Raw genomic sequence first — 24069 nt, 5'->3', positions numbered from 1 at the left:
TTAACTAAGTCAAGAGATAGCTTTTTTGAAAATGATACTAAATTCTATTTTATTGTTTAAACATATTACTCCCTAAAACTAATAAGGGGTACAGCCGAGATACGTATAAAAATAGGTCAAAAGCTTACTTATATTTCTAATTTTTATTTTTTTATAAGACTCTTTTATTCGTCTAAATAAAAACCAGGCTAAAAAATTGTATATCTGTGTTAACTAGATATAGAAATACAACTAGCATTTCGGCACATACTAAGCAAATTGTAATTAGAAAAGAGCTACATTTTATACCGCTAGGAGTAAATTAACTCTTGCATATTTAAAGGACGTAATGATATCTTTTATTTTTAGTTCCCTACCATCTTTACTTTTATATGTAAAATGAGGCATAGCGTTGGAATATAAATGAAAATAAGATACAAAGATAAATTGGAAATCTGTGTAATAAAGTTATCAATGGTTTGTCTATCCTTTAACAACATTGAGATGATTACTGTCACAATAAGAGATATCCGTAGAATATATTTTTGTTTAATATGAAAAATTCCTCTCATACCTCTTGTATGTGCCCAAAGTGGTAAAATTATGCTACTAATCATAATTAACGCATACCCACATACTACAATATATTCTATTCTTTCGAGAAAAGAAAATTGAATTACCTGTGTCATAGAAAGTTGTGACCAAATCATTTTAGATAATTGACCTTCACTAAAAAATGCCAAAGCAGAAATCACGCTTAATAAGTAAAGGAAATTGGAAAATAATACACTATATTGTGCGAATTTAAAGGACTTTTTTGGAGATTTGATAAACGGATAAATCATAAGAATAATTTCAAAACCAGCCATCGTGTATCCAGAACCTTTTGCAGCTAGCAAAATTTCTGATATATTGTGGTTAAACATTGGTAAGAAATTCTCGAAGTGACCAAATCTTATCAAGCAATACAAACAAAGTATCATGTAACTAATAGATGCAAAAATAGAAATTACACATATGCCAGTGATAACCCGGAAACCGGATGAAATAATATAATAAATTAAAATAGACAATATTATGCTCAAAATGAGAGTAGATGCGGTAGGAAATAGCCATACTTGTACAATTTCAACATAGGTACGTAAAGTAGAAACGCTCATCATCAAAAAGTATAACATAAATCCTATATTAAACAGCTTTCCCAAAAAAGGGCCTAGTACATATGTATGGATATCCAAAATGCTTCCATCAATAAGTGATAACATGTAGTACATAATCCAAATGAGACAATGAATTACAATGCCCGTAAATAACACTCCTATCCAAGCATCATAACCAGCTTCTTTCGCGATAATTCGTGAAAATCCAAGTACACCCGCTCCAAATTGTTCTCCATGTATAACAAAAAACACAAAGAAAGGAGATATCATATGGCTCATTTTAACTTTCATTATCCTCACCCCAATTCTTAGTTCTCTTTTATTATTTATATTTTTTTAACTTCTATTCATATTTTAAAAATAGGTTCTGAATTTCTAAATACTAAAGAACTTTAAGTAATCAAAACGTATGCTGAAAATTATAAATACTGAACTGGAATGAACATATGTAAAGTTCTGCAGAGTTACATTAAAAAGGTCAAGTTTGAGCTTATAATGGAATCGTTTCTTGAATTGATTATAGGGTTATCTAAAAATTCAATTACAAAATAGCCGAATTGTTTTATATGTCTAGTTATTTCTTGCTATTACTACTTAACTTTCTAAGAAATTTTGAAGGTAATATTTTACCCCTCTTAATTTAAATAGCAATTTGGAACTAGTCTTTCCAAAGGGTTTCGATTAACCTCCAATCAATTATACCTTTAATTACTAGATCTATATGTTTATAATTCCTATGGTTATCTAGATTGAAAAAGTTTAAATTTTTCTAATTGTGAATTCTAGGCATAAGCTTAATTACTAATAGATAGGATAAAACAAATACAGGTGTAGATTGCCCTTGTTTATCCGCATGAAGGATATCTGGTTAGCTGTTTGTGTTAGGCCTAGATTACATCCATATCCGAATTTAGTAAGGATATATTTGCCCATCCCCTCCGAAAAGACCTACGGTAATATGTCAACTTAAAAATAATACCGTTTGAAGTTATCAAAAGACAAATTACCTAAAAAAGACATGACGAAACTAGACCAGTAACAGACGTAAAATACTGGAATGTATGGAAAGATAGCGATGATAAGTTTTATGTCACCCTTTCAGGCGCAAAGAGTGAATGATTACGTAGTAGCGTATTTACCAATCGTACAAATTTTCTTACGGTTAGAACGAGTGCACGTTTATCTGGATGTTTTGGGATTTCATTATACTTTTTCGTGTAGTATTCTTGGCATTCCAATACATGCTTCCTTACAGAGTTGGCGGCTTCAATTAAGTAATACCGCTAAAAAACATTCCATTACGAAATAATGAAATGTTTTTTAGCGGTGAATCGTTTCCGAATGCGTATGCATTGGGGAGTAAGACGTTTTGTGTTACAAAAGGGTTATTAAAAAAAGCGAATGAGGATAAACTTGCAGTGAGTTTATCACATGAACTTGGTCATTTGAAGTATGGAGATAATAAACGTTCTGTCATGGCATACTTTGAATACAGCAGGAACAGTCGCTTCATGGATATTAGTAGCTATGTTAACGATTTTATCTCTTCTCTCGAATCGTGTGCCAATTGTGGCTGTATTAGCACCACTTGCAGCGGTCGAATTAATAGCTATGCAAGTGGTTTTACATCGAGTTACGGAGTTATCATTTCGAGTGGCAAGAAGAAATGATAACTCCGAGCGGATGCGTATGCAGTCGAATTAGCAATGGGAGAAGGTTTGATGTTCTTTTAAAAAAAATATAAGGAACTGGACACGTTTAGAAGCGACTCACCCAAATGAAGCGCTTGTTACAGACATTACCTACCTACGATTTCAAGAGGGCTTCCGCTATCTTTCTGTTGTACAAGATATTTATAATAACGAAGTTGTTTCTTGGAAAATTTCCAAGCGTAATGATAATGAACTTGTATTAGATACAATTGAAATGTTAGCACAAAAAAGAGATGTGCGTGGAACCATTCTCCATTCAGATCAGGGGTTCCAGTACACATCTCATGCCTACAACAAACGACTTTTAGATTTAGGTATTATTGGCAGCCACTCTCGCAAAGGAAACTGCCATGATAATGCCTGTATCGAGTCAGTTTTCTCCCATTTTAAATCGGAGATGTTGTATTTGAATCGTTTTAAAACAGAAGCGGATTTAATACAAGCAATTGAAGAATATATTTACTTTTATAACTATAAACGTTTCCAAAAACGACTCAACCATCGAGCTCCGATAGAATATCGAATCTCCATGGCTGCTTAGTCTTTTTAATACTGTCTACTTGACAGGGATAAGACCAACCATAACCACTAGGCGTTTTGTCTGAAAAAATACCATTTTCCACTTTAATACATTTTAAATTGCGCACTATTTTTATGAAATTAATATTTAAAACTTCCAATGTAAACTTTTAAATTTAGTTTACATTGGAAGTTACAATTAAAATGCACATACACTGCAATGTGCATTTACAAAATAGTCTTGGTCGAAAATAAGTACGAAATTTTTTTAGATTTTACTGTGAAAACATACTAAAGTATAATTTGTCGGAAAGTGAAATGTAATTTCATCTATATTAATAAAACTGGTTTATTCCATTTTTAGGATTTAATTAGGAATTATGCGCAGTTTCATATATTATTATCTCCATAAGTTTTAGAACCAACATCACTATTTTTAAATTGCTGACTTACTAGGAGATGCTGGTTCCCACTTTTATGAGCTATACACTAGTATTTCTCTATTATCTTTTGTTATTGCATATATATCTACCTTCTCAAAAATAATGTTTATGCCGTTGCTACTGTAATCTCGCAAGTTTACTTTCACATCACTATTATCATTTACCAGACCACTATCAAGCGTTTTATCGATAGGATTCACACCTAATCCTGGTATAGCGGGTCGGTTTTTCACTCTGTATTTTGTTACATAGTTTTGTAAAGGTTTTATATTTTTGAATGTAACCGCATCTAAAGACATTCCAACATTACTTTTATCTTCATAATAATCTTTGTATATTCCTTTAATATCATCATCTGAAAGATCTTTAGGTTTCAATGCAGATATTTCAGTAAATGTAACATCATCCCAATGTACATTAGAAGCGTTTTTTATATATATTTTATCAATCGGATTGCTTTCAGAATTTTGTACTAATATATCAACCCTTTGGTAATCCTTACTGCCTAATTTTACTTTCTTACTTACTATTGTAGATTTTTCACCTTTCACTTCAATTGTAGGCTCTAAACCTAAATTACCATTATATGGTTTTATATACATGCTAAGATAGTAACTAGTATTTTTCTTTAGGTTACTTTTTGCTGATGAAGTCAAATCTAAATATGACGTACCAGAAATACTAGTATATGAATGTTTCCCTGTATTAGAGGCCGTACTAAAAACTGCTGTTGAATACCAGTCTCCTAAAGGTCCTTTGTATGATCCACCTTCCGCGCCATCATACAAGGTGGCCATTTTGATTGTAAAATTCATCCTTGGTGTCAATTTCACATCATATAACGTTTTGACATCCTTGAATTTCCCCGTTGTATCATTGATTTGCTTCTTCACTTCTTTTGCCGTATTCTCATCCAGGTAAGTCATCACACTCGCTTCATAAATTGGTTTGTCGTTATAGGACAACAATCCATCGACTTCTTTTATCTGGTCGGGATATGAAAGTTTAAGCGTCTCTTTTAAGGTTGGTCTGACCCCATTTGGTGAGACAAAGAAAAAACACCTAGACAACATGTTTCCTATAAGCTATAGGTGACATGTTAGCTAATTTCCTCTGAATCCGTTCATTATTATAGTAGTGGATGTATTCATCCACAGTTTGTATTATACTAGCATTATTCGATTGTTTTATATTTTGCGCATAGAATCCTTCGGATTTCAAATGAGAATGAAAGGATTCTATGAGGGCATTATCATGGCAGTTTCCTGTACGAGACATGCTTGTGATAATGCCTTTTTCTTTGGCATATGTTTGAAATTGCTTTGATGTATACACTTTTCCTTGATCCGAATGTAAAATCGTATCAATCACATTTCGCTTTCTTAAGGCCTCTTTTAGAGTATCTAATACAAGAGAAACATCCTGTGTCTCACCTATTTTATAACTTACAATTTCATTGTTAAACCCATCTATAATAGATGAAAAATAAAGAGTCTTATTGCCGAACATCAAATACGTGATATCCGTGAACCATTTTTCATTAGGCTTGGTGGCTTTAAACCTCCGTTGTATTCTATTTTTAGCTACTACTGGTTCATGACCAAGCACAAATATCTTTTTCTTTTTTCTAACCCGAGATAATACGTTGTATTTTCTCATGATACGTAATACTTTTTTATGATTCATTACGATGTTAAATTGAGCACGTAGACAAGCTGTAACCCGACGATATCCATACCGATATTTATGATGTTGACATATTTCTATTACGGTTTTTTCTTCATGATTAGTTACTGTTTTCTCCTGCTTTTTCCAACGATAATAAGTAGCACGTGAAATATTAAATATGGAACACAGTTCTGCAATTGTAAAAATTGATTGCCATTCCTTTATCATTTTCATTATTTCTTCTTTTCCTCCCACCTCCTTAAGATTTCTTGGCACTTTTCCAGCAATATAATCTTTGCCTTTAAATAACGTATTTCTAATTCTTTTTGTTCAAGTTCTGTTAACCTTTTTAAGCCTTTTCCATGTGCAGATTGTCTTCCAATAGACTGTTCAAACCGATAGGTTTCTCCTTCACGATACCATTTCATCCAAGTTTTAATTTGAGCCACATGTTTAATTCCTAAGGCATCCATAATTTCTTTGTTTTTGAATCCTTGGTGTTTCATTTCAACTACTTTCCACTTTATTTCGGCGGGATAATGCGTCTTTTTCCCCATACGAAAAACACCTCCATTAAAATTATAACTGATACTTACGATTTAGAGAGGTGTTTTTTTTCGTCTCATTCTCTGGGTTCACTCCAATCTTCTGGATGATTATAATCTTTTGCGGCCACACGTTTCTCTGCCACACGTTTTCCATCATCCACGATAATAGAAGCAGTTTTGGCTTCAATTTGTTGTGTCACACCATTCCATGTCCCACCTGTCACAATATTACCATGTGTATCTCTCACCTTATAGACGCCGTCTGTTTGATCTGTTTCTAACATTACAGGTGTATTATTTAACAGTTGACCTACCTGTTGCTTATTCAATGTAATCGGATGTGAGTTAAAATCATCCATCGATGTGATCGCGATTCCATTTTGACCTTGTTTCGGATAACTTTGTCCTGGTGAGATACTTAATGCAGTCGTATTCGATTTTGCTGTTATCGTTGCGATGGTATCTTTATTTAATACAAAACTCGTTGTTGGCTTTACATCATAGATTGCACCCGTTCCCACGTTATTGTAGCGAACATTCGCATTTAAATACCCCGCTGAAGCTGTATTAAATTGCGAAGTATTTCCCGTAGATGTTCCCCATTCATACCCAACTGTTTCAGAATGTTGATAGTTTGCACTTACACCAAAAGATAGGCCTAATGCTCCCCCACCAGCTTCAATAGAAGCCCCTTCTGTATTCGTATACGACCAATTCGTAGATGAATGAGACTCGATACTATTTGATAAGTTCTCATCTGGAGACAATATCACTTTTTCCATACTCACATTCACACTTGGAAAAGCCGCAACTAATGGGTTAAATGTTTCTTTTGCATTTGACAAATCTAAATCCCTTGCTGCTTTTTCATAATCTGTATAAGGATCTCCAACCGTGTGAGTATCTAGTGGGTTTGAAACAAATTTCGTATATCCTTTACTTGCTAATGAATCATCCCATTTGACGGCAATCTTATTTTGGATGGTATACCCATTTTCTTCCCAAATGTCTGGAATAGAATCTCCATCTGTATCCGTGTCTTCATCCCTAGTACTCTTCACTTTTTGAGTAATAAGGTTTGTTTTTGTTGCTTTTGTTAGAAATTCTTGTGTTTCTTTTTTATTAAATTCAGGGTTTCTTAATTCATCTAGTTGAATTTGCTGGGACTGTTGCTTAGTATCTACTTTAAAGAGTTTCAAATTTTTAAAGGTTTGACTATCCGCATTAAATGGTTCATCAGCTTGATATTCTATTTTGATAGAAACGAACTGTCCTTTTTCTAAATGGACAACTTGTTTTTCTTTCCCTTTATTAGAAATAACTTTCCCATCGATTTCTATCATCGTATGTTCATCATCTGATAAGTTAAATGTAAAATCGCCTGCTTCTTTACTTTGAATTAAACCAACCCAACGAATAGACTGAAAGTCTTGTTGTTTTTGATTTAGTAATGTATTTGCTGTTTGTTGATCATATACAAGAGTATTCCCACGCGTTGGTGCAAATACAGTAAGATCATTAAAATCTTTCCCTTTAAAGTAATAGCCAAGTAATCCTTTTCGATCTACTTCTTTCTCTTGGTTTACCTGAGCTGCAGGTGTTTGTTTTGTTTGACTAGCTGCGTAAGCAGCGTTCATATCTCCATTAAAAAGCATAGGGGCTAATAGCGTACAAGTTACAACGCTTGCTATTTGTTTCTTCATCTAATTCATCTCCTTATTTTGTTACTAATGTCGCATCCACTACATATCTCTTAACGCCTTTAATAACGACCTCTGTTATTTTATTAATATGGTATTTACTATCTTTATCTAGCAGAATTTCTTTTTCACTTGCAAATCCACCAATGGCACTTAAATATGCGGCCGTACTTCCTTTCGGAACTTGTAATCGTAAAATGATCTTTCTTGATCCAAAAGCAGCAAGACGTTCGCTTGATAAGCTCGTGCTCATATACCCTTTATCTTCTTTTATGGTATTTAAAAATTTCTCTTCAAAATCTTTTATAGAAGGTAACGGATCACTTATTTGATAACCAAATTCTGGCATACCACACCATCTATATACGGTAATATTTTCTGGTATTGGCTTTTGTCCTAAAGCCTCAGAAATATTTGTTATTTTTTCATCTAGTTTTTCATTTCCACTTCCGCCTTGATTTCGTAAATAATCATTAATTTCTTTATAATCTTGTCTAGCATACCCATCTAAAGCGTCTCTTTGTTCAGCGGTTAAATTTTTAGCCCAGTCTTCATAGTTTTTCATACCCCAGCTATGTGCTTCTGCATTGATATCATTTTTAAAGTCAAGGCTCTTTTTTAATGTCCCTTCAACTTGTAAACACTCATATCCTTTTTTCACTACTTTGGATATATTTTCTATATGAAGTACATACCCATTATCAATAAGCATTTTGTACTCATTGTTACTTAAAATCACACCCGCTTTCGTTGGAGTCGTAGAACCTTTTCCACTTGGCACCGTAACCTTCAGAATGACTCTCTCTTTACTGGAAACCGGCTGCGCGGTTAAATGTGTATCTAAATAACTATCAAACTTAATATCTTGTCCTGAAAATTGTTCTTTAAACTTTTGATAGGATTCAGAGTTAATTGTATTCCCTTCAGTTAAAGGCTTATTAAACCCAATCATTGCTGGTTCCACATTTTTATAAGTGGTTATAGAATTTGTGAGATTCGCTTTCTCAAACATCTTGTCAATTTCTTTTAAATCTTTCATTTCATCTTCAAATGAACCGGGCATTGTTGATATGATTATTATTTCCGTGCATAGACATCCTTTATTTTTTTATTTGAAATACGAAAGGACATTCGCTCTTCCTACACTGACAAAACCCTCTTATCAGAAATAGGGATTACGATATCTTTGGGGAATATATACAAAAAGGGAAGAAGTGCAAGATGGGAAGGGGTTTCGAGAAGTGCTCATGTAAAGAATCCATCCTTTAGTCAATTTGACCAAAAGATGCCCCCGAACTTTCAATTCGATCTCTTACAATATCAACACCATACTTAATGATTTTGCATCCCATGCATCATGAATTTGTAGGTTCTCTTGTATCAGGAGATTGGATTTCTTTTTCACTTCATCAGTCTTTCTTTGTAAAGAACTTAAAAAGAACTTAAAAACATCTTAAAAAGAACACACAAAAAATCCCTAACAAATTTGTTAGGGACTTCTCACGATACTTTCTAGGGATTTCGTAAAAACTAACGAAAGTACGTCAATTATAACATCTTTCTGCATTATTCGAAAGATTGCGAAATATTTATTTTGCATACATATACCTTGCACATACCACGGCTCTTTCCTATCAGATATATGCAGATGATACATATTGCGAAGTGTACATATTATGTGTATAAACAGCGTTAGAAGTGAAATCCCCGCCACATTTACTGTCTTTTTTCAATGTGAATCCCTTGTAGACTGGTTTGATTTAATTGATGTTTTTCATCAAACCATAATAAAAAAGAATCTTTTATTAACAGGAAAATTCCACTTTTTTGTAACTTGCCTCCAAAGGAACTGACCCATATACAATCCCCACGTTTTATATACTGACAAAGATGATTCTTCTCACCCTTTTTCCTACAATTGTTACACTCACATACTCTTTCTTGTTTCATACGCCTTCACCTTCCTCTATATTTCTATTGCGTCTTCTTCATACAATAGCCTATGTGGATCCTTCTTCATTGGAATAGGCTTTTGCCTATTTGAAATCATTTCTCATGTATTTTTAATGCATGTACTTTGACATCTCCATATTCAAGCATACGTATATTTTTGTATTTTTGTGGGAAAAGGCCCAATCCGCAAACCCTTCTTTTGCATATAACATACTGTAGTTTAAAAACAAAAAATGAGGTGACACAAGAATGTCTAGAAGAAGATTTCAACATTTATGTGAGGGAGATCGCATCCGTGTCTATTCTGCAGGAAATAGGCTAGATGGCGAAGGAACATTTATCCGCTTTTTAGAAGATGGCGATGAGGACTTTTTATATTGGATCAATCGTCGTGGAAATCTAAACTATACGAGTTTAGATGCGATTAATATCGAGAAAATACGCCATGATTGTTGTGACCGGGATCGCGACCGCGATCTTGACTAATATTCTCTTTGTTATCTAAAATCCCTATCAACATTCTCCTAGAACTATTCTCTTTTTCTCATTTCGCTTGTCATGTATGATTGCTTCTTTACACCAAAAACATTCCTACTCATATCAAGGCGAGATATAGTAAACTTCATATATCTCGTCTTTTTCATGATAAATTTTCAAATCATTCGTCTGTATAAGTAATTTCATCCTTTCCTTACCAGAAAGGATTTCACTCTTGTGGGGAAACATTTCTTTTTATAGCTCCTAATGGAGCTCTTTTTTTAGTAAAATAGTAGGCTCCTCTCTTGATCCAAAAGATGTTTTTTCACATATCCTATTATAGGAAAACTATTTGTACCTTTTACTGAAAAAGAATGGATGTGAATGAAATGAAACAAGAAAATGAAAATGGATTTGAAATAGAAGTTGAACAAATTGACACGAAAATTGAATGCGAAAGTTGTTGTATTTCTCCAGGTGAACATACGGGTATATCTGGTGGTGTGGCCCTAACTGGATTTATTGATGTGGAAAAAATCATAACGGTAAAACATAACGGGTGTAAAGAAAAATTGTTTTTAGAGAAAAAACTTCCTTTTCAAATTGTAATCTTAAATTTAGGGAAACAGAGTGACAATGCGAGCGTAAAGCCGAAACACTCATCCTAATTTTCCATCTCATGCATCCTGTATATCCTATTGCCGAGATATTCCCACAGATTAAATACAAAATTAGTTACGTATAAGAAAAGGTACAATCCAATCTTCCTAAGTAGCAATCCTAAGCATCTCACAAAACACACCAAATCTACCTGTGACAAAAGGAGTATTTGATATGTTTTTCTTTTCGAATGTGTGAGATTATACATAAGAGTCGATAATGTTAATTGAATTGTATCCAAAATTTTTTCTCCCTTATTAACAGCGCTAATATGTATTGGCGCCCAGAGTATCGGAAACCTACAAAGATTTCCGATACTCTACAATCTTTTTGAATTTTAGCAAACGTAGATAAAAATTTTACAAATTATATTAAACTAATCTTGCATAAAGTACTACAGCTTCAACCTCAAACCAAAATTCATCAATTTAACTCACCCACATAAAACTTAGTTTCTTCCTATTTAAATTCACCTACAATTCCTCTAAAAATATTTAAGTAAATGAATTATCTATTATCCTATTAACCAAGAAGACTCCCTCCTAGAGAAACTAGATGGGTTACAACCCAATAAGTAAGTTGGAAATGAATTGGCTTCGGACAAGGGGTATGAATCTAACCTAATTATTCAACATATTTGAACTACCCCCACTTTCACTTCATTTAGAAGTGAGGGATTCCTAATCAATTAGAGTTCGATAGAACTCTAATTGATTAGGCTAACCCCGTAGTCCTTGCGGTTAGAAGCCTTATCACTTCATTCTTTAGATTGATACTTGCGTTAATATCCCTATCATGGTGTGTACGACAAGAAGGACAGTCCCATTCACGTAAGTTTAGATTTTTAACGTCTTTATTTTGATATCCACAACAAGAACATAATTGGCTGGAAGCAAATGTTTTCGATACGACAATGACTTGTTTGCCATACGATTTTGCTTTGTATTCTAACATGGATCGAAATTGCGACCAAGATACCTCACTAATTGCTTTTGCTAACTTATGATTCTTTAACATATTCAATACTTACAAATCCTCTATACCGATAACATCTTGGTTTTTGATGATTTCAGTTGAAATTTTGTCCAAGTAATCTTTTTAGCATTTGATATGTATTCATGAATTCTAGCTACCTTTACTCGTTGTATATTCCAGCAAGAAGATCCTTTCATTCTTCTAGAAAGAACACGCTGTGCTTTCGCCAACTTATTTTCTAATGATCGGAAAAACTTCGGATTTTCATAGTGTGTTCCATCTGACAAAATAGCGAAATCTTTTAGTCCTACATCTATTCCAATGTAAGAATGTGTTTTTGGAAGTTCGTGTACTTCTGTTTCAACTAATAGTGACACAAAATATCTACTAGAAGGGTTCCGTCTAACTGTAGCATTTACAATACGCCCCTCTACTTCGCAACTTTTGGCAAATCGAACAACGCCTAGTTTCGGCAACTTTATTTTGTTCCCTACAACGGCAATGTTTTCATTTGTTTGTTTTGTGGTATAAGATTGTACGTTGTTCTTCTTAGATTTAAAGCGCGGTGCGCTGTTTTATTTTTTGAAAAAGCGTGTATACGCATCCGCAAGGTTGCGAACAGACGACTGCATCGCAATACTATCCACTTTTCTTGTAGCCAAACAAACTCTTTCTTCATGGCAGGAAGTTTGGCAGAGCATGTACCATATGTTAAACCTTTCCCAGTTTCTTTGTATGCGTGATCCCATAGGGATAGAATGATTGAATACAAAGCGAGAACAACCTATCGTTTTGTTAATTAGAATTGCTTGTGCTCGATTTGGATAGATACGAAACTTATAGGTTTTATTGATCATCATTTCATTCACCTCTATTTCGGTATATGACTATTATATACAGAACGTACATTCTGTCGATAGTGAAGGAACACTTTATGTATGTCGAACATTGAAGATGGCTTCTTGCCATTCCTTGTTCGAAGCAGATTCATCTCCCACCTACTCACTGGGCTGTGACCTTTCACGCTTCTTGAGGAAGGAGTCTTCTTGGCTAAAATGATTGAATATAAAACGATTTTCGTTTTATATTCAATCATTTTCTCTCTCGATGGGATAAAGCATACAAAGAAATAGAAAAAAATTTAACCTTTGGTAAAATAATCTGCTAAACTTCCTGTCCTAAAGAACGAATTTATTTGGCTACAAGAAAAGTGGATAGTATTACAAATCAATTGTCTGTTTGCAACCTTACAGATCTTTATTCACCTTTTTCAAAAACAAATGAGAAAATTGCCGTTAAAAGAAATAAAATTAAGTGCCAAAAATAGGACTTATTAGAAAAATGCTTAAACAATAATGTAGCTGCCTAAAAATAAAAAATGCTTCCTTACCTGATTAATAGAATATATACAGGTAAGGAAGCATTTTTCAATATTACTTACTAGGTCTCCAAAAACTAGTGTTTTTTGCAAAAATCCCCTTAAAACTTATTTGTTTTTTGAGAAAATAATATAACTAGGATCATAATAAACCCATTGATTATCTCCTATCCTAAACCATCCATTTTGTTCTTTGTATACTGTATACTTCTCATTTTTGTTTAATTTACGAATTACTTCATAAGTTGTTCCGGGTCCTTTTCTTAAATTAACTCCACTTCCCATTATAGTAACAATTCCTATCGTACTGTTATTACTTCCGTCATGTATTACATTCAGCATTCGATTTAAAAACGCTGCTGCTTCTCCACGAGACGCTGTTCCCTTTGGCATAAATTCATTTTTTTCATTTCCTTTTACAATTCCTAATCCATAAACACGTTGTACAGCTTCTATGTCAAATGCTAGATTTTGATCAATAAAAGGTAATACTATTTGTTCTCCAATTATACCTTTGTATTGTAATGCTCGGTCTATCATAATAACTACTTCATCTCTTTTAATCGTATCATTAGGAGCAAATAAATTATTTCCTTGTCCTCTAATAATCCCTGCTGCTGCGGCTCGATTAATTCCATCAATCAATGAAGGATTTGCAGTATGAATATCTGAAAAATCCGATGTACCTGCAGGTAAATTTAGAGCTCTGGTAATAAGAGTAGCAAATTCTCCACGAGACACAAGACGCTCCGGCCAATACGAGCCTTGCCCATCTCCCAACATAATTCCTTGGGCCGCTAACTCACGAATATCTTTCTCATACCAGCTACCTGTTATGTCATCTTTATTATCGGAATTAAAGTAGGCTTGTGTACCGTTTAAAAAATCTTCCCAGCCATTTCTATTAATCATTTTTGATGGGCAAATTTTCCCACTCCACTTTTGGTGTTTTACTACATGATCTAAAGAAATATTCAATTCTTTCATCAAATAAGCAGTTAATTTACGAGCATTATCTAATGCTTTATTATAATTACCATCACTATTTACTGCAATTTCAATTGCAATCGATTGTCTGTTTCCAGTTCCGTTTGTTCCATCCCCTGCATGCCATCCATTTTCATCTAACGGAAGATGCTGGTAAATCTCTTTATCATCCACTGTAAAATGCCACGAAGCTGCACGATCTGTATTTCCTGTTGCTTGGTTATATAAATATTGCGCATGATTTCTTGCGCCTGCACCTGGGCTGTCATTATCTGTTTCATGAATTGTAATATATTTTGCATTCATGGCATACCCTGGACGAATACTCTCATTCCCTCTTGGAACAATCCATTCTGTAAAAGGTACATCATAAACTATATTTGTACTTAACTTCGATTTTGCAAGCGAGGATTTCGTTCCCTCAAATTTAACACCCTTAGATTTAATCCATTTTACCCCATTTTCAGTTTGCACTTGAAACCATTCCCCTGCTTGTAGGATCGCTTCCACAGTTTTTGGTTGCAGGGTACCATTTTCTTTAAACCCATCAAATGGTAAAGAATAGATCTCTATTTCTTCATTGATTACTATATTTCTTGAATCATTCGGTAAAGTATAAATCTCCCTTTCTACAATTAAGTTTTCACTATTATAAACCCAACCATTCCCTGAACTTGTTTCAATATAATACCAATCTCCCTTCTTTTTCGTCGATTTTGTAACTTGATTTGGAATTTGGGAGATTATACTTGACTGTACATTGGGAGATTCATATAAATAGGTTTGTTTTTGAATATTTACAAGAAAATCTCCTTTTATTTCACCATTTGCATCTACCTTTACTCCTTTACCATTTTCGTGCTTCATGTTATTCTCAATATTCTCTATTACTTGCATATCTGATGGTGTTTCACCCAATTCTGTTATTCCATTTTCTATTGGGTCTGCAAATGAAACAGTTGGAACCATTACTACTTGTAATGTCATAATTGTTGCTAAAACATTGCTAATTTTTTTATTCATATCTTTACTTAACACGTTTTAAACTTCTATGTGTCGTGTTAACCTTTCCTCCTTTTGCTGGTTATTTTATTCTAGTTATCTTACAAATTCATGTTATTTTTTAATGTCCAATATTTCTTTCCATTTGTAATGAAAGAAAATTCTATCCATCCATTTGGATCTTCTCGATATGGGATTATTTGTATTCCAGTAGTTAGTAATCCCACCTTATTTTCTTCGATATTAGGTTCACTTTTTATTTGTAAATCAAATGGATATGGTACATGATAGTACAATTCCGGATTTAAGATTGTAGCTACTGAATCAGTTGGAAATATCTTATATGGAATCTCATTTGATAATGCGTTAACATCTAATGTGTTTGGGTTTTTAGACAGTTCTGTAGCAAATTTATAGTCTTCTAACTTAAAACCTTTTATACGCTCCATAATACTTGCAATTTTTTCAGACCATTTTGGATCTGATGCATACTTTACATTCATCCCCGCTAATGTTGGCCCATTATAATAAGCACCGTCTTTTTCTAAGTAACTTTTCCTTACATAGTTTGCATTATAAGAAATACTATCACTATAAGTCGGTAAATATATTGCGTTCTTAAACGGATCAACATCATATGCACGTAACCCAAACAAATTATGTTTTCGATATGCAATTTCTGATTTTCCATAGCCTGATTCTAAAATCGCGTGTGAGGCTAAATAAAGCGCACTGACCCCATGCTCGTATTGCGCACGTACAAAATCTTGTCCATGACCAACTAGCGGGCTGTCTGCATGATATTTCGCAATATAGTTATCTATCTCTTTTCCACTAACATTTGCAGCTAATTTTAAATCTAAATCTATATATGAAGTAGCATTTATATTATTCTCATCACTTTTCACATTCATTACGCGATATAAGAATTGAGCATACTGTTCACGTGTTACAATCATGCCTGGTTCAAATTTTCCATTTCCTGTCCCTATTGTAATTCCGTTTGATTGCAAGGCACTTATTGCATCGTTTGCCCATAAATTTGTTGGCACATCACTAAATGTATGCTCTGTTTTTACTACCAATCGAAAAGCTTGTTTTAGAACTTGAGCCATTTCAGCACGTGTTAAGGAATCCTTTGGTCTAAAATTACCATGTTCATCCCCTCTAAAAATTCCCATCTCGGTTAAAGTTAAAATTTCATTTGGAAACATTGTTGAACCCACATTCACATCATGATAAGGGTTGTTATACTCTTTTTTTAATTCTAGGTTTAATGCACGATATATTAATGCTGCTACTTGTTCTCGTGTTACATCATCCCCTAAGCCAAACTTTCCATTGTCATATCCAGCAATAATATTTTTATTAGCTAAATCCATAATTGCTTCATAAGCCCAGTGAGTATTTTGTACATCTGGAAATTCAATCTTTTTGTTATTCCAATTTACTGGACTGCTCTTGGTATCGGCAAAAGAAATAATCGGAATCGTTACCACTTGTAATGCCATTGCGATAGATAAAATATTACATAATCCTTTTTTCATAGTCATCTTGAGCACGATTTCTATTAATTTAAACCATGCTTTTCCTTCCACATTTTTAGTTTTACTAGTTATTAAAACTCTTAATTTTTAGGCTTAAACTACCAAAAATAATTTAATATTAGATTTCAACATTTTTTTTTATATATTTATATCATTACCCATAAGCATATTTCTCATAAATTGAGCTAAGATTATATTTCCTCTCTAAACTTATCCTTTGCTCGTCTTCACACCAGTAAAATAAGATATCGTGAATTGTGGCGTAACGTTTATTTTTTAAAAATAGCCTTATGAATGATGGCAAGCAATCATGTAATTGTAAAAATAGATAATTTCTTAGAATCTCTTCCTTGTATTTGACACCTTTACAAACATACATTAATTCTTCAAAATAATATAAATGTTGTGGAACCTGAATCATTTCAAAAAATGGTACATATGATAATAGCTTTCCAATAAAGTGTTCATATTGATTCATTAATTCTTGCGTCATATGTTTCATCATTTCTTTAATTACGTACAAATAATCATCTACATACGTTGTCTTTAATGGATTCAATCGATCCGTAATTTGAGAAAGTACAGCTTTCTGACAAGCCATAACAGCCTCACTAGGTCCATAATAAGATAAAAACTCTATGCATTTACGATACTTTGTTAACAAGTCATATTTATATAAATCACACAAAAACACATTACAGTATACTGCTAAATTCATTATATTATTATTTAATTGTTCTTTTGATAGTGTTTTTGCCTGCTTACACATGTAAAAGAATTTTAGTTCCAACACTTCTTTATGCGAAAGTAGACTGCTATAATTGTTGATACATTTTTCATTAAATTTAATTCTTTCCCATATTTGAACAGCAGCACTATTCAATTCACCTACACGGTACTTAATAATTAAATAATTTAAAGCAACTACTTGTGTTAAAAGGTCCCAAGTTTCATATTTCATTGAAGTTAGTACAAAATCATCTAATCCTTGACTTCTCATAAATTCATTTGCTTCTTTATACCATCCAATCTCCTGGCATAAACGGATGATACGTATTAAAGTAGGAATATTATCTTTATGAAACTGTGGTAACTCTTTAACTTTATTCATCCCAAATATGATAAAGGGGATTAAATTTTCTTCCTTATAAAACTCTTTTTCTTTCCACAATAAAATCGTTCGCCTTTTCTTGCCTCCTCTTGGATAACAAGGTACAAGTAAAGAAAATAGTTCGGCAAAATTCTTTGGTTCCATATACACATCTGTAACTAAATCCCACTTAAGATTATATTCCCTAAACCTCAAACTACCCCTCCTTCCAAACTGGTTCTAATAGTAATATAAATTTACTTATCAAATATCAAAAATAATTCTCACTTTCCTTATTAATATGAATATCCTATTAATTAATATTCTAATATTATTGAGCATGCTATATTATTTGTATCGTAATCTGCTCTCAATTATAAAACTAATATTAATTATTACCATCCAAAAAACTTCCTTTGTAAAGTGGAGTAATATTTACAAAATATTTTCTTAAACGATGTCAAACTGTACACACTAAACATTTACAAAAAATAGGCTACATAGCTATACTTTAATATCCTAGCTTATAATGTCTAAAATAAATAATTAGCTTAGTTACTTATACTTTATTTAGCAGAAAACTTCATACAATCTTACAAAATAAATTCTTGCTATAGTAATAATGATGGAAAAAGGGGGTGATTAATTAGTTAGAGGGTGTTGCAAAACTAAAATAAATATGTGCACTGTTATGAATCAGAAAAACTAGCTGAACATGTAATAGATAGCGATTTTGACCATACCAACGTAGCTGTTCCAGCCCTTTATCTTTGAGTTTACTAAACTGTTGTTCAATTTTCCCACGTTCTTTCATCAATTGTTTGCCAAGGATCGTTTGTATAAAATGAGATAATATACGGCGATGTATACTTTTATTTTGTTCATCATTTCTCGGATTGATTGGATTCATGGCAAAAATGTTACATGTTCGCGCAATTTCATAAATACGTTGACTATCTTAAGCAGCATCTGCAACGGAAAATAACACATGTTGGTTTTGTATATCCTGAAGCAATACAGAAGCCATTTTGCTATCATGGACGTTTGCTGTTGTAAACGCGTAAGACAACACAACACCTTCTGGTGTTGAACAAACATGATCCTTATATCCTTTATACCAACAATAACAGTTCCATATTTCCCATTTTGCTTGTGAATCATATAAACTAATCCGTAAGGCAGTACTATCGATTAATACACAAAGAATCAGCTCCAAATTTAGTTACTGAAGAACCTTTTCATAAATGACTGGAATAACCTTTTCACGAAACCAAGTACCTACACGTGAAAAAGTAGAAATGTGGGGAACGAAAGAAAGACCACAAGATGCAAGAAATGAAGGATATTGATGCAAAAAACGAGTTAACTTACGCAAAGAATTGATTTGGAATACCGTTTTTTATAAAAAACATTTGAATAAAGCTTTTCTACAGATTGGCGGACGGCCTGTAATAGTTAAACTTTCTACATACGCAAATAAATTTTGTGAAATAGATTGATTCTGATCAAAATTGGTTATCATACTAGTAAATCCGTTTTTCTGGAAGAATGGATTTTTTTATGTATTAATTTTTGAATATTTATGAATTTCGCAACACCTTTACTTTTAATAAAACAGGCTTTTCATTTCGAATAATTTTATATTCGAGTGGTTTTACTATGATACTCAATACTTCCAACCATCATCTATTTTTTTAATTTATTCATCATTTCTTCTGTTGGAATGTTTATCTCCATTAGTGCATGCAACTTCTTATTGGTAGCCATATCAATTTCTTCAACTTCAGAATTTTCAATGATACAATTTATTCCGTTGTACTTCGTTCCGTATGTCATTCGTTGAACAATTTTTTCAATACTTCTTCTGGCTGGACATGTTCTAAACTTGACACTGCAACAATGAAGTCGAAGTTATTAGGTTTCATGTCATAGTTTCCTATATCAACTTTTTCGGTTTGAATTACTTCTTTAACTTTATACTCTTCACTGTATTGATTTAATTTTTGCAAAGCAGAGTCTAATAAATCAACACACACAACTTTACCGCCATTTTCTTTTATAGCTGGGGCTAATGGATACTATTTCTACCCACTCCAGAACCTAAATCAAGAACACTAAGATTGTCTTTTCCTTCAAACAATGCAATTGATCTATTAAGTTTTTTACAGGTCTGTGTAACCACGAACCTTCTTCAAACAGTTTATAATTATCGTAACAATAGTCATGATATTTTCCCCCCTCTTTTCTTATAAATTCCATTCTGTTCATTGTTTTCCCTCACTTCTCAAATTATGTATTCTATAAATTACTGTAACAGATTTAATATAACTTTTTGGACTATCTTATCTTGTTACTTGAAGAAAGAATGATGAATACTATATACATATGAGGTTGATATATCCACTCATTATTGGTAGTATCCAAAAAATCTCACTTCTTTTTTCGAATAAGAAGTGAGATTTTTCATTTTTTTGGGGACTTGATTTCTTAGCTTGATGGGCATGGGGTAGCACCACACATCCATCAAGCTATAATTTTAGATTATCCCCAAAATGAAATATTTATCTTTCTATAGTGATCTATGAGCCTTTAACTCATTTTTTTGTTTTGGGGAACAATGAATTTCTTAGCTTGATAGGCATGTGGCGAGACTCCTAAAACACCTATAAAATTTTACAGCTAAAAAATGAGAATATACATATTTTCAAATAAAATAACAAAATTGCGAATATATAGGTTACAATAGATTTGTAGACACTCTCCGAGTCTCCTAAGTATCTATTTTTCGATACGAAGTCTCTTTATAGACTTCGTTTTTTTTATAAATAATGAATTTATCTAAAATCCCCTGCCCCCTCAGAAACACAAACAAAAGTATACATTCAAAACAATGTAAATAAAGAAATTAGGACATCTTTAAACAAAAAATAGATCCAAACTAATTTTTTATAAAAATACAATTATGATAGCTGTATACACAAAATTAAGGAAACTACTTATTAACGTGAAAATATTTGCATAAAATAAACATGTTTTCATACTAGAGAATGAGCATTAATCCCCAATAGTATGAATATGTTAAATTAATGTATTATTTTCTATTTAAAAGAGGATAGCTACTCTATAAATTTTCTTGAACTACTCATCACTTAACGTCCTAACGGACTGTTTGAAGTGGGAGATTCCTGCGAACACCGATGTATCCATCAGTTATCTTAGCAGGCTCTACCCGCAGTCCCTACGGTGAGAACATAAGTATCTTGTACGTTGACTCACCACGCTACCTACTTTAGCTTGGTTTTCGCAATTTTGAGAAGCGTGGGGCGATAGAACGTTGAAGATTTTACGGTTGCAACGTTTTTCTGCAACCAACCTCATATCTTCAGTTTTCGAAGAGCGATCTGTACAAGTAAATGATAGCAAATATGTTGGCTTATGCCAACCGACATTCATCTCCCACCTAAAATTGGTGTTTCACACCTTCACATTTTTGAGGAAGGAGTCTTCTGTCGGAAAACGATAAAATGTTTAACATATATAATGGAGTTGATACAGTGAATCTATTAAAAAGGATATTAACAAAGTTGAAGAAATATGCTTGGGATTTGGTGTAAGTTTGGAGCTGATAGAAGCTGTTATTAGTAAATTGGGGTTTCAACAATGGCCTAAAAATAGTGAAGATAACCTGAGAATGCTTTATCAGTCATGGTGCAAAAATGTTCCGCAAGATAATATACATAAAAGGATTTATTTTGGAAATAAAATGTCAGGTCCATTACCAATTGGAAATCCTTCAGAATTCTTTTCGAATTTTTTAGAACATTCAACGGGAGGGACATGTTGGGGACATTCAATCGGTTTATACAGTCTGATAAAAATTTTAGGATATGATGTGCGCGCTGCGGCAGGATCGATGGTAGGGCTTACTCCACCAGAAAATGGTCCAAGTCATGGCACGGTCATTGTTACAATTGAAGATCAACAATATTTGGTAGATGGTATTTTAATGATTGAAGATATTGTCCCTTTATCCCAAGAACGTCCTTCAATCGGAGGATCTCTACCTTTTACAATCAAGGTATATCCGAATTTTAATGATTTGTGGGATATTGTATTTCGAACGGGTCACAGTGAGAAAGAACTTACCTGTAGGTTAGAGATTGATAATGTCGAATTTTCATATTTACAGGAGCGTTGGGAAAATACTCGAAACTATAGCCCATTTAATAGTAGTTTATTTATTCGTAAAAACATTGGGAAAAAGGCTGTTACACTTAGTCGAAATAAACTTTTTCATTTAAATGAAGCTGGTAATATTACAGTTGAGGAAATAGTAACGAATCTAGAAAAGAAACGAATTTTAATTAACATATTTGATTTGAGTGAGGAAATTGTTAATGCAATACCGTTGGATGACCCTTAAAAAATTGGACTTGTCAACATTTACTGAACACGAAGGGTTCTGTTGCAAATGTTTAGCTTGCTCTTTAAAATTTTGCAGCAGAGCCATAAATATTGGTTTGGGACTTATATTTAAAGGTAAAGCATCAAAAACGGTTGCTTTTTTCTTTGTTTTATAGAAATTATACAATAACCGTATTTAGAGGTTAATTTAGGCCTAATGAAAGCCAAGCATATATATCATATATTAAAATGTAAGACAATCAACGTGTTCTATTTAATCCTCAGTTAACGCTTCTTTTCCCATTAAGAGTATCTCTTGCTATGGATGCTCTCTTTTTATTGAAAAAATTGGACACTTGAATGTGGTTATAAACATGTAATAGCGATTATCTTAGGCTTACTGTGATTGGTTTAGCGTCCTATTTATTGTTAATGAAAGATAAGCTATATTAAAGTTACGGTTCATCTATATACCACTTGCATTATTCGACTTCATAATGTATATCAATCTTTTATTCTTTGTCCCCTTTGATGTAAAACCATTCCTATATTTATCAATGGTACGTCGATCAACATTCAATTCCCTCGCTAGCTGGCTTTTATTTGCTTTCATCTTAAGGTTCACCATTAAATTTTTCAAATTAGGTAAATCTGTAAGACTTTTAACCTCAAATTCTGTTGGAATATCTAGTTTGATATACACACTAACCACCTCAGGGTCAGTATGTAGAATCCTGTTGAAAATGTTCATGTTTATTCAAGCATTACTGTACATATTTAAACTAGCATTTATAGGCTTAAGAAGTTTTTGCTTACTAATTACTGGTGGTTCGCCAATAGTCGAAGTAAAGAAATATATTGAAAATCGAGGTGAAATAATATGACAAAGCATATAAACTCCATTTGTACTTAAAAGAAAAACAAGCATATCTTATGCTTAAAATCTTCGGTTGCGTATGTTTCGTGTACAATAGAATGTTAGCTGAACGAAAAAAAGCGTACGAAAAATACAAAGATGATAAGAAACAACTAAAGAAGCAAAAGCCTCCAACTCCTGCAAAATATAAAGCAGAATTTGATTGGTTAAAAAAAATTTATCGTTTTACGACATTCATCTCCCTCCTCAATTTGTGTGAAGGTGAGATAGCACCAGCAAATAGGTGGGAGATGAATGTCGGTTGGCGTAAGCCAACATGTTTGCTATTATATACCTGTACAGATCGCTCTTTGAAAACTGAAGATATAAGGTTGGTTGCAGAAAAACGTTGCAATCGTAAAATCTTCAACGTTCTACCATCCCACGTTTGCCGAAGTTGCGAAAACCAAGCTAAAGTAGGTAGCGTGATGAGTCAACGTACAAGATACTTCTGTTTTCACCGTAGGGACTACGGGCTGAGCCTGCTAAGATAACTGGTGGATACATCGGTGTTCGCAGGAATCTCCCACTTCAAACAGTCCGTAAGGACGTTAAGTGGTGAGTAGTTCAATCATTGGTTTTTGCAAATGCTCAACTACATTTGCAAACCACCTATAAGAATTTCTTTAATGGTTAAAATGACTTCTCAACATTCAAAAGTAAAAAAGACAGAAAGCCTTATACAACGAATGGAGTAAAAGGAAATATTATGTATCCACCTTGACTGAATACAAAAAAGATTGTAAAAAAAGAAGTAGAAACAGTTGTTGTATTAGACTTTGCGATGGATAGATTATACGTTAGTTCTGAGGATGAGAAACCCAATTATCTTAAGTTCTATCGTAACATGTTAGCCCAATTAGCAAAGACACAACGAGTATTATCAAGGCACAATAAAGGGTATGAACGTTGGCATAAATAGCAAAAAACAACCTCTGAAATAAGGGAGTT

14 protein-coding genes and 11 pseudogenes are annotated in these 24069 nt (G+C 33.0%); 10 read left to right on the top strand and 15 right to left on the bottom strand.

What is annotated here, in order from left to right; genetic code table 11:
• Nucleotides 1–344: 344 nt before the first annotated feature.
• The 3 genes and pseudogenes from NST86_RS32135 to NST86_RS32125 form a co-directional block, all read right to left on the bottom strand.
• Entirely contained in the window at nucleotides 345–1433 is a 1089-nt protein-coding gene (locus NST86_RS32135) for a GerAB/ArcD/ProY family transporter (RefSeq protein WP_176343009.1), read from the bottom strand.
• A 283-nt stretch (nucleotides 1434–1716) separates the two neighbouring features.
• Nucleotides 1717–2007 (bottom strand): annotated as a pseudogene (locus NST86_RS35010) (Tn3 family transposase); the annotation flags it as partial.
• Nucleotides 2008–2224: 217 nt separating this feature from the next.
• Nucleotides 2225–2460: pseudogene (locus tag NST86_RS32125) on the bottom strand (IS110 family transposase); the annotation flags it as partial.
• On the opposite strand from NST86_RS32125, the pseudogene NST86_RS32120 reads away from it, so the two are divergent.
• From NST86_RS32120 to NST86_RS32110, 3 genes and pseudogenes are all read left to right on the top strand, one after another.
• A pseudogene (locus tag NST86_RS32120) lies at nucleotides 2453–2560 on the top strand (hypothetical protein); the annotation flags it as partial. The pseudogenes NST86_RS32125 and NST86_RS32120 overlap by 8 nt on opposite strands.
• Before the next feature lie 31 nt (nucleotides 2561–2591).
• Nucleotides 2592–2843, top strand: coding sequence for a hypothetical protein (locus tag NST86_RS32115; protein WP_254914317.1), 252 nt, complete (start codon nucleotides 2592–2594; stop codon nucleotides 2841–2843).
• Between the two features lie 36 nt (nucleotides 2844–2879).
• Nucleotides 2880–3392, top strand: coding sequence for an IS3 family transposase (locus NST86_RS32110; RefSeq protein ID WP_340935429.1), 513 nt, complete (start codon nucleotides 2880–2882; stop codon nucleotides 3390–3392).
• Between the two features lie 453 nt (nucleotides 3393–3845).
• On the opposite strand, the gene NST86_RS32105 is transcribed toward NST86_RS32110, so the two are convergent.
• The 5 genes from NST86_RS32105 to NST86_RS32085 all read right to left on the bottom strand — a co-directional run bounded on the left by NST86_RS32105 (nucleotide 3846) and on the right by NST86_RS32085 (nucleotide 9679).
• The gene (locus NST86_RS32105) at nucleotides 3846–4781 is read right to left on the bottom strand and encodes a hypothetical protein (protein ID WP_340935303.1); all 936 of its coding nucleotides are present in this window, start codon (nucleotides 4779–4781) and stop codon (nucleotides 3846–3848) included.
• A gap of 94 nt (nucleotides 4782–4875) precedes the next feature.
• Nucleotides 4876–6038, bottom strand: a protein-coding gene (locus NST86_RS32100) for an IS3 family transposase (protein ID WP_085963828.1) whose coding sequence is annotated in 2 segments (ribosomal slippage) — nucleotides 4876–5771 and nucleotides 5771–6038 — 1164 coding nt in all. Because the reading frame shifts where the segments join, the coding sequence is not laid out codon by codon here.
• Nucleotides 6039–6103: 65 nt separating this feature from the next.
• Nucleotides 6104–7732 carry a binary toxin-like calcium binding domain-containing protein gene (locus tag NST86_RS32095; RefSeq protein WP_340935300.1) on the bottom strand — a complete coding sequence of 543 codons (1629 nt, stop codon included), beginning with the start codon at nucleotides 7730–7732 and terminating at the stop codon, nucleotides 6104–6106.
• Between the two features lie 13 nt (nucleotides 7733–7745).
• Nucleotides 7746–8768 carry an ADP-ribosyltransferase gene (locus tag NST86_RS32090; protein WP_340935299.1) on the bottom strand — a complete coding sequence of 341 codons (1023 nt, stop codon included), beginning with the start codon at nucleotides 8766–8768 and terminating at the stop codon, nucleotides 7746–7748.
• 677 nt (nucleotides 8769–9445) lie between these two features.
• Nucleotides 9446–9679 (bottom strand): hypothetical protein, encoded by a 234-nt coding sequence (locus NST86_RS32085; RefSeq protein ID WP_086423163.1) that lies wholly within the window; start codon nucleotides 9677–9679, stop codon nucleotides 9446–9448.
• A 252-nt stretch (nucleotides 9680–9931) separates the two neighbouring features.
• On the opposite strand from NST86_RS32085, the gene NST86_RS32080 reads away from it, so the two are divergent.
• Nucleotides 9932–10168 (top strand): hypothetical protein, encoded by a 237-nt coding sequence (locus tag NST86_RS32080; RefSeq protein ID WP_061885041.1) that lies wholly within the window; start codon nucleotides 9932–9934, stop codon nucleotides 10166–10168.
• A gap of 380 nt (nucleotides 10169–10548) precedes the next feature.
• Nucleotides 10549–10827 carry a hypothetical protein gene (locus NST86_RS32075; RefSeq protein ID WP_340935296.1) on the top strand — a complete coding sequence of 93 codons (279 nt, stop codon included), beginning with the start codon at nucleotides 10549–10551 and terminating at the stop codon, nucleotides 10825–10827.
• Between the two features lie 706 nt (nucleotides 10828–11533).
• On the opposite strand, the pseudogene tnpB reads toward NST86_RS32075, so the two are convergent.
• Nucleotides 11534–12654: pseudogene (tnpB, locus tag NST86_RS32070) on the bottom strand (IS200/IS605 family element RNA-guided endonuclease TnpB).
• A 218-nt stretch (nucleotides 12655–12872) separates the two neighbouring features.
• Between tnpB and NST86_RS32065 the strand changes: the two are divergent.
• Nucleotides 12873–13132: pseudogene (locus NST86_RS32065) on the top strand (hypothetical protein); the annotation flags it as partial.
• 148 nt (nucleotides 13133–13280) lie between these two features.
• On the opposite strand, the gene NST86_RS32060 reads toward NST86_RS32065, so the two are convergent.
• The 5 genes and pseudogenes from NST86_RS32060 to NST86_RS32040 all read right to left on the bottom strand — a co-directional run bounded on the left by NST86_RS32060 (nucleotide 13281) and on the right by NST86_RS32040 (nucleotide 20066).
• Nucleotides 13281–15182, bottom strand: coding sequence for an S-layer homology domain-containing protein (locus NST86_RS32060; RefSeq protein WP_086424395.1), 1902 nt, complete (start codon nucleotides 15180–15182; stop codon nucleotides 13281–13283).
• An 80-nt stretch (nucleotides 15183–15262) separates the two neighbouring features.
• Nucleotides 15263–16708, bottom strand: a complete 1446-nt coding sequence (locus tag NST86_RS32055) for an S-layer homology domain-containing protein (protein ID WP_086424396.1) — start codon at nucleotides 16706–16708, stop codon at nucleotides 15263–15265.
• A gap of 154 nt (nucleotides 16709–16862) precedes the next feature.
• Nucleotides 16863–17963 carry a DUF3965 domain-containing protein gene (locus NST86_RS32050; protein ID WP_086424397.1) on the bottom strand — a complete coding sequence of 367 codons (1101 nt, stop codon included), beginning with the start codon at nucleotides 17961–17963 and terminating at the stop codon, nucleotides 16863–16865.
• Nucleotides 17964–18444: 481 nt separating this feature from the next.
• Nucleotides 18445–19320 (bottom strand): annotated as a pseudogene (locus NST86_RS32045) (transposase).
• A gap of 58 nt (nucleotides 19321–19378) precedes the next feature.
• Nucleotides 19379–20066 (bottom strand): annotated as a pseudogene (locus NST86_RS32040) (class I SAM-dependent methyltransferase).
• 1330 nt (nucleotides 20067–21396) lie between these two features.
• Here NST86_RS32040 and NST86_RS32035 point away from each other — a divergent pair.
• Nucleotides 21397–22221, top strand: a complete 825-nt coding sequence (locus tag NST86_RS32035; protein ID WP_254914319.1) for an arylamine N-acetyltransferase — start codon at nucleotides 21397–21399, stop codon at nucleotides 22219–22221.
• A 492-nt stretch (nucleotides 22222–22713) separates the two neighbouring features.
• Here NST86_RS32035 and NST86_RS32030 read toward each other — a convergent pair.
• Nucleotides 22714–22905: pseudogene (locus NST86_RS32030) on the bottom strand (IS21 family transposase); the annotation flags it as partial.
• Nucleotides 22906–23002: 97 nt separating this feature from the next.
• On the opposite strand from NST86_RS32030, the pseudogene NST86_RS32025 reads away from it, so the two are divergent.
• The 3 pseudogenes from NST86_RS32025 to NST86_RS32015 form a co-directional block, all read left to right on the top strand.
• A pseudogene (locus NST86_RS32025) lies at nucleotides 23003–23086 on the top strand (IS200/IS605 family transposase); the annotation flags it as partial.
• 19 nt (nucleotides 23087–23105) lie between these two features.
• Nucleotides 23106–23333: pseudogene (locus NST86_RS32020) on the top strand (helix-turn-helix domain-containing protein); the annotation flags it as partial.
• Nucleotides 23334–23683: 350 nt separating this feature from the next.
• A pseudogene (locus tag NST86_RS32015) lies at nucleotides 23684–23962 on the top strand (RNA-guided endonuclease TnpB family protein); the annotation flags it as partial.
• Nucleotides 23963–24069: the final 107 nt, after the last annotated feature.

The organism is Bacillus sp. FSL L8-0199 (assembly GCF_038005705.1).
GTDB classification, from domain to species: domain Bacteria; phylum Bacillota; class Bacilli; order Bacillales; family Bacillaceae_G; genus Bacillus_A; species Bacillus_A cereus.
The sequence above is the reverse complement of the archived record's forward strand: the minus strand, read 5'-3'. Positions and strand labels throughout refer to the sequence as shown.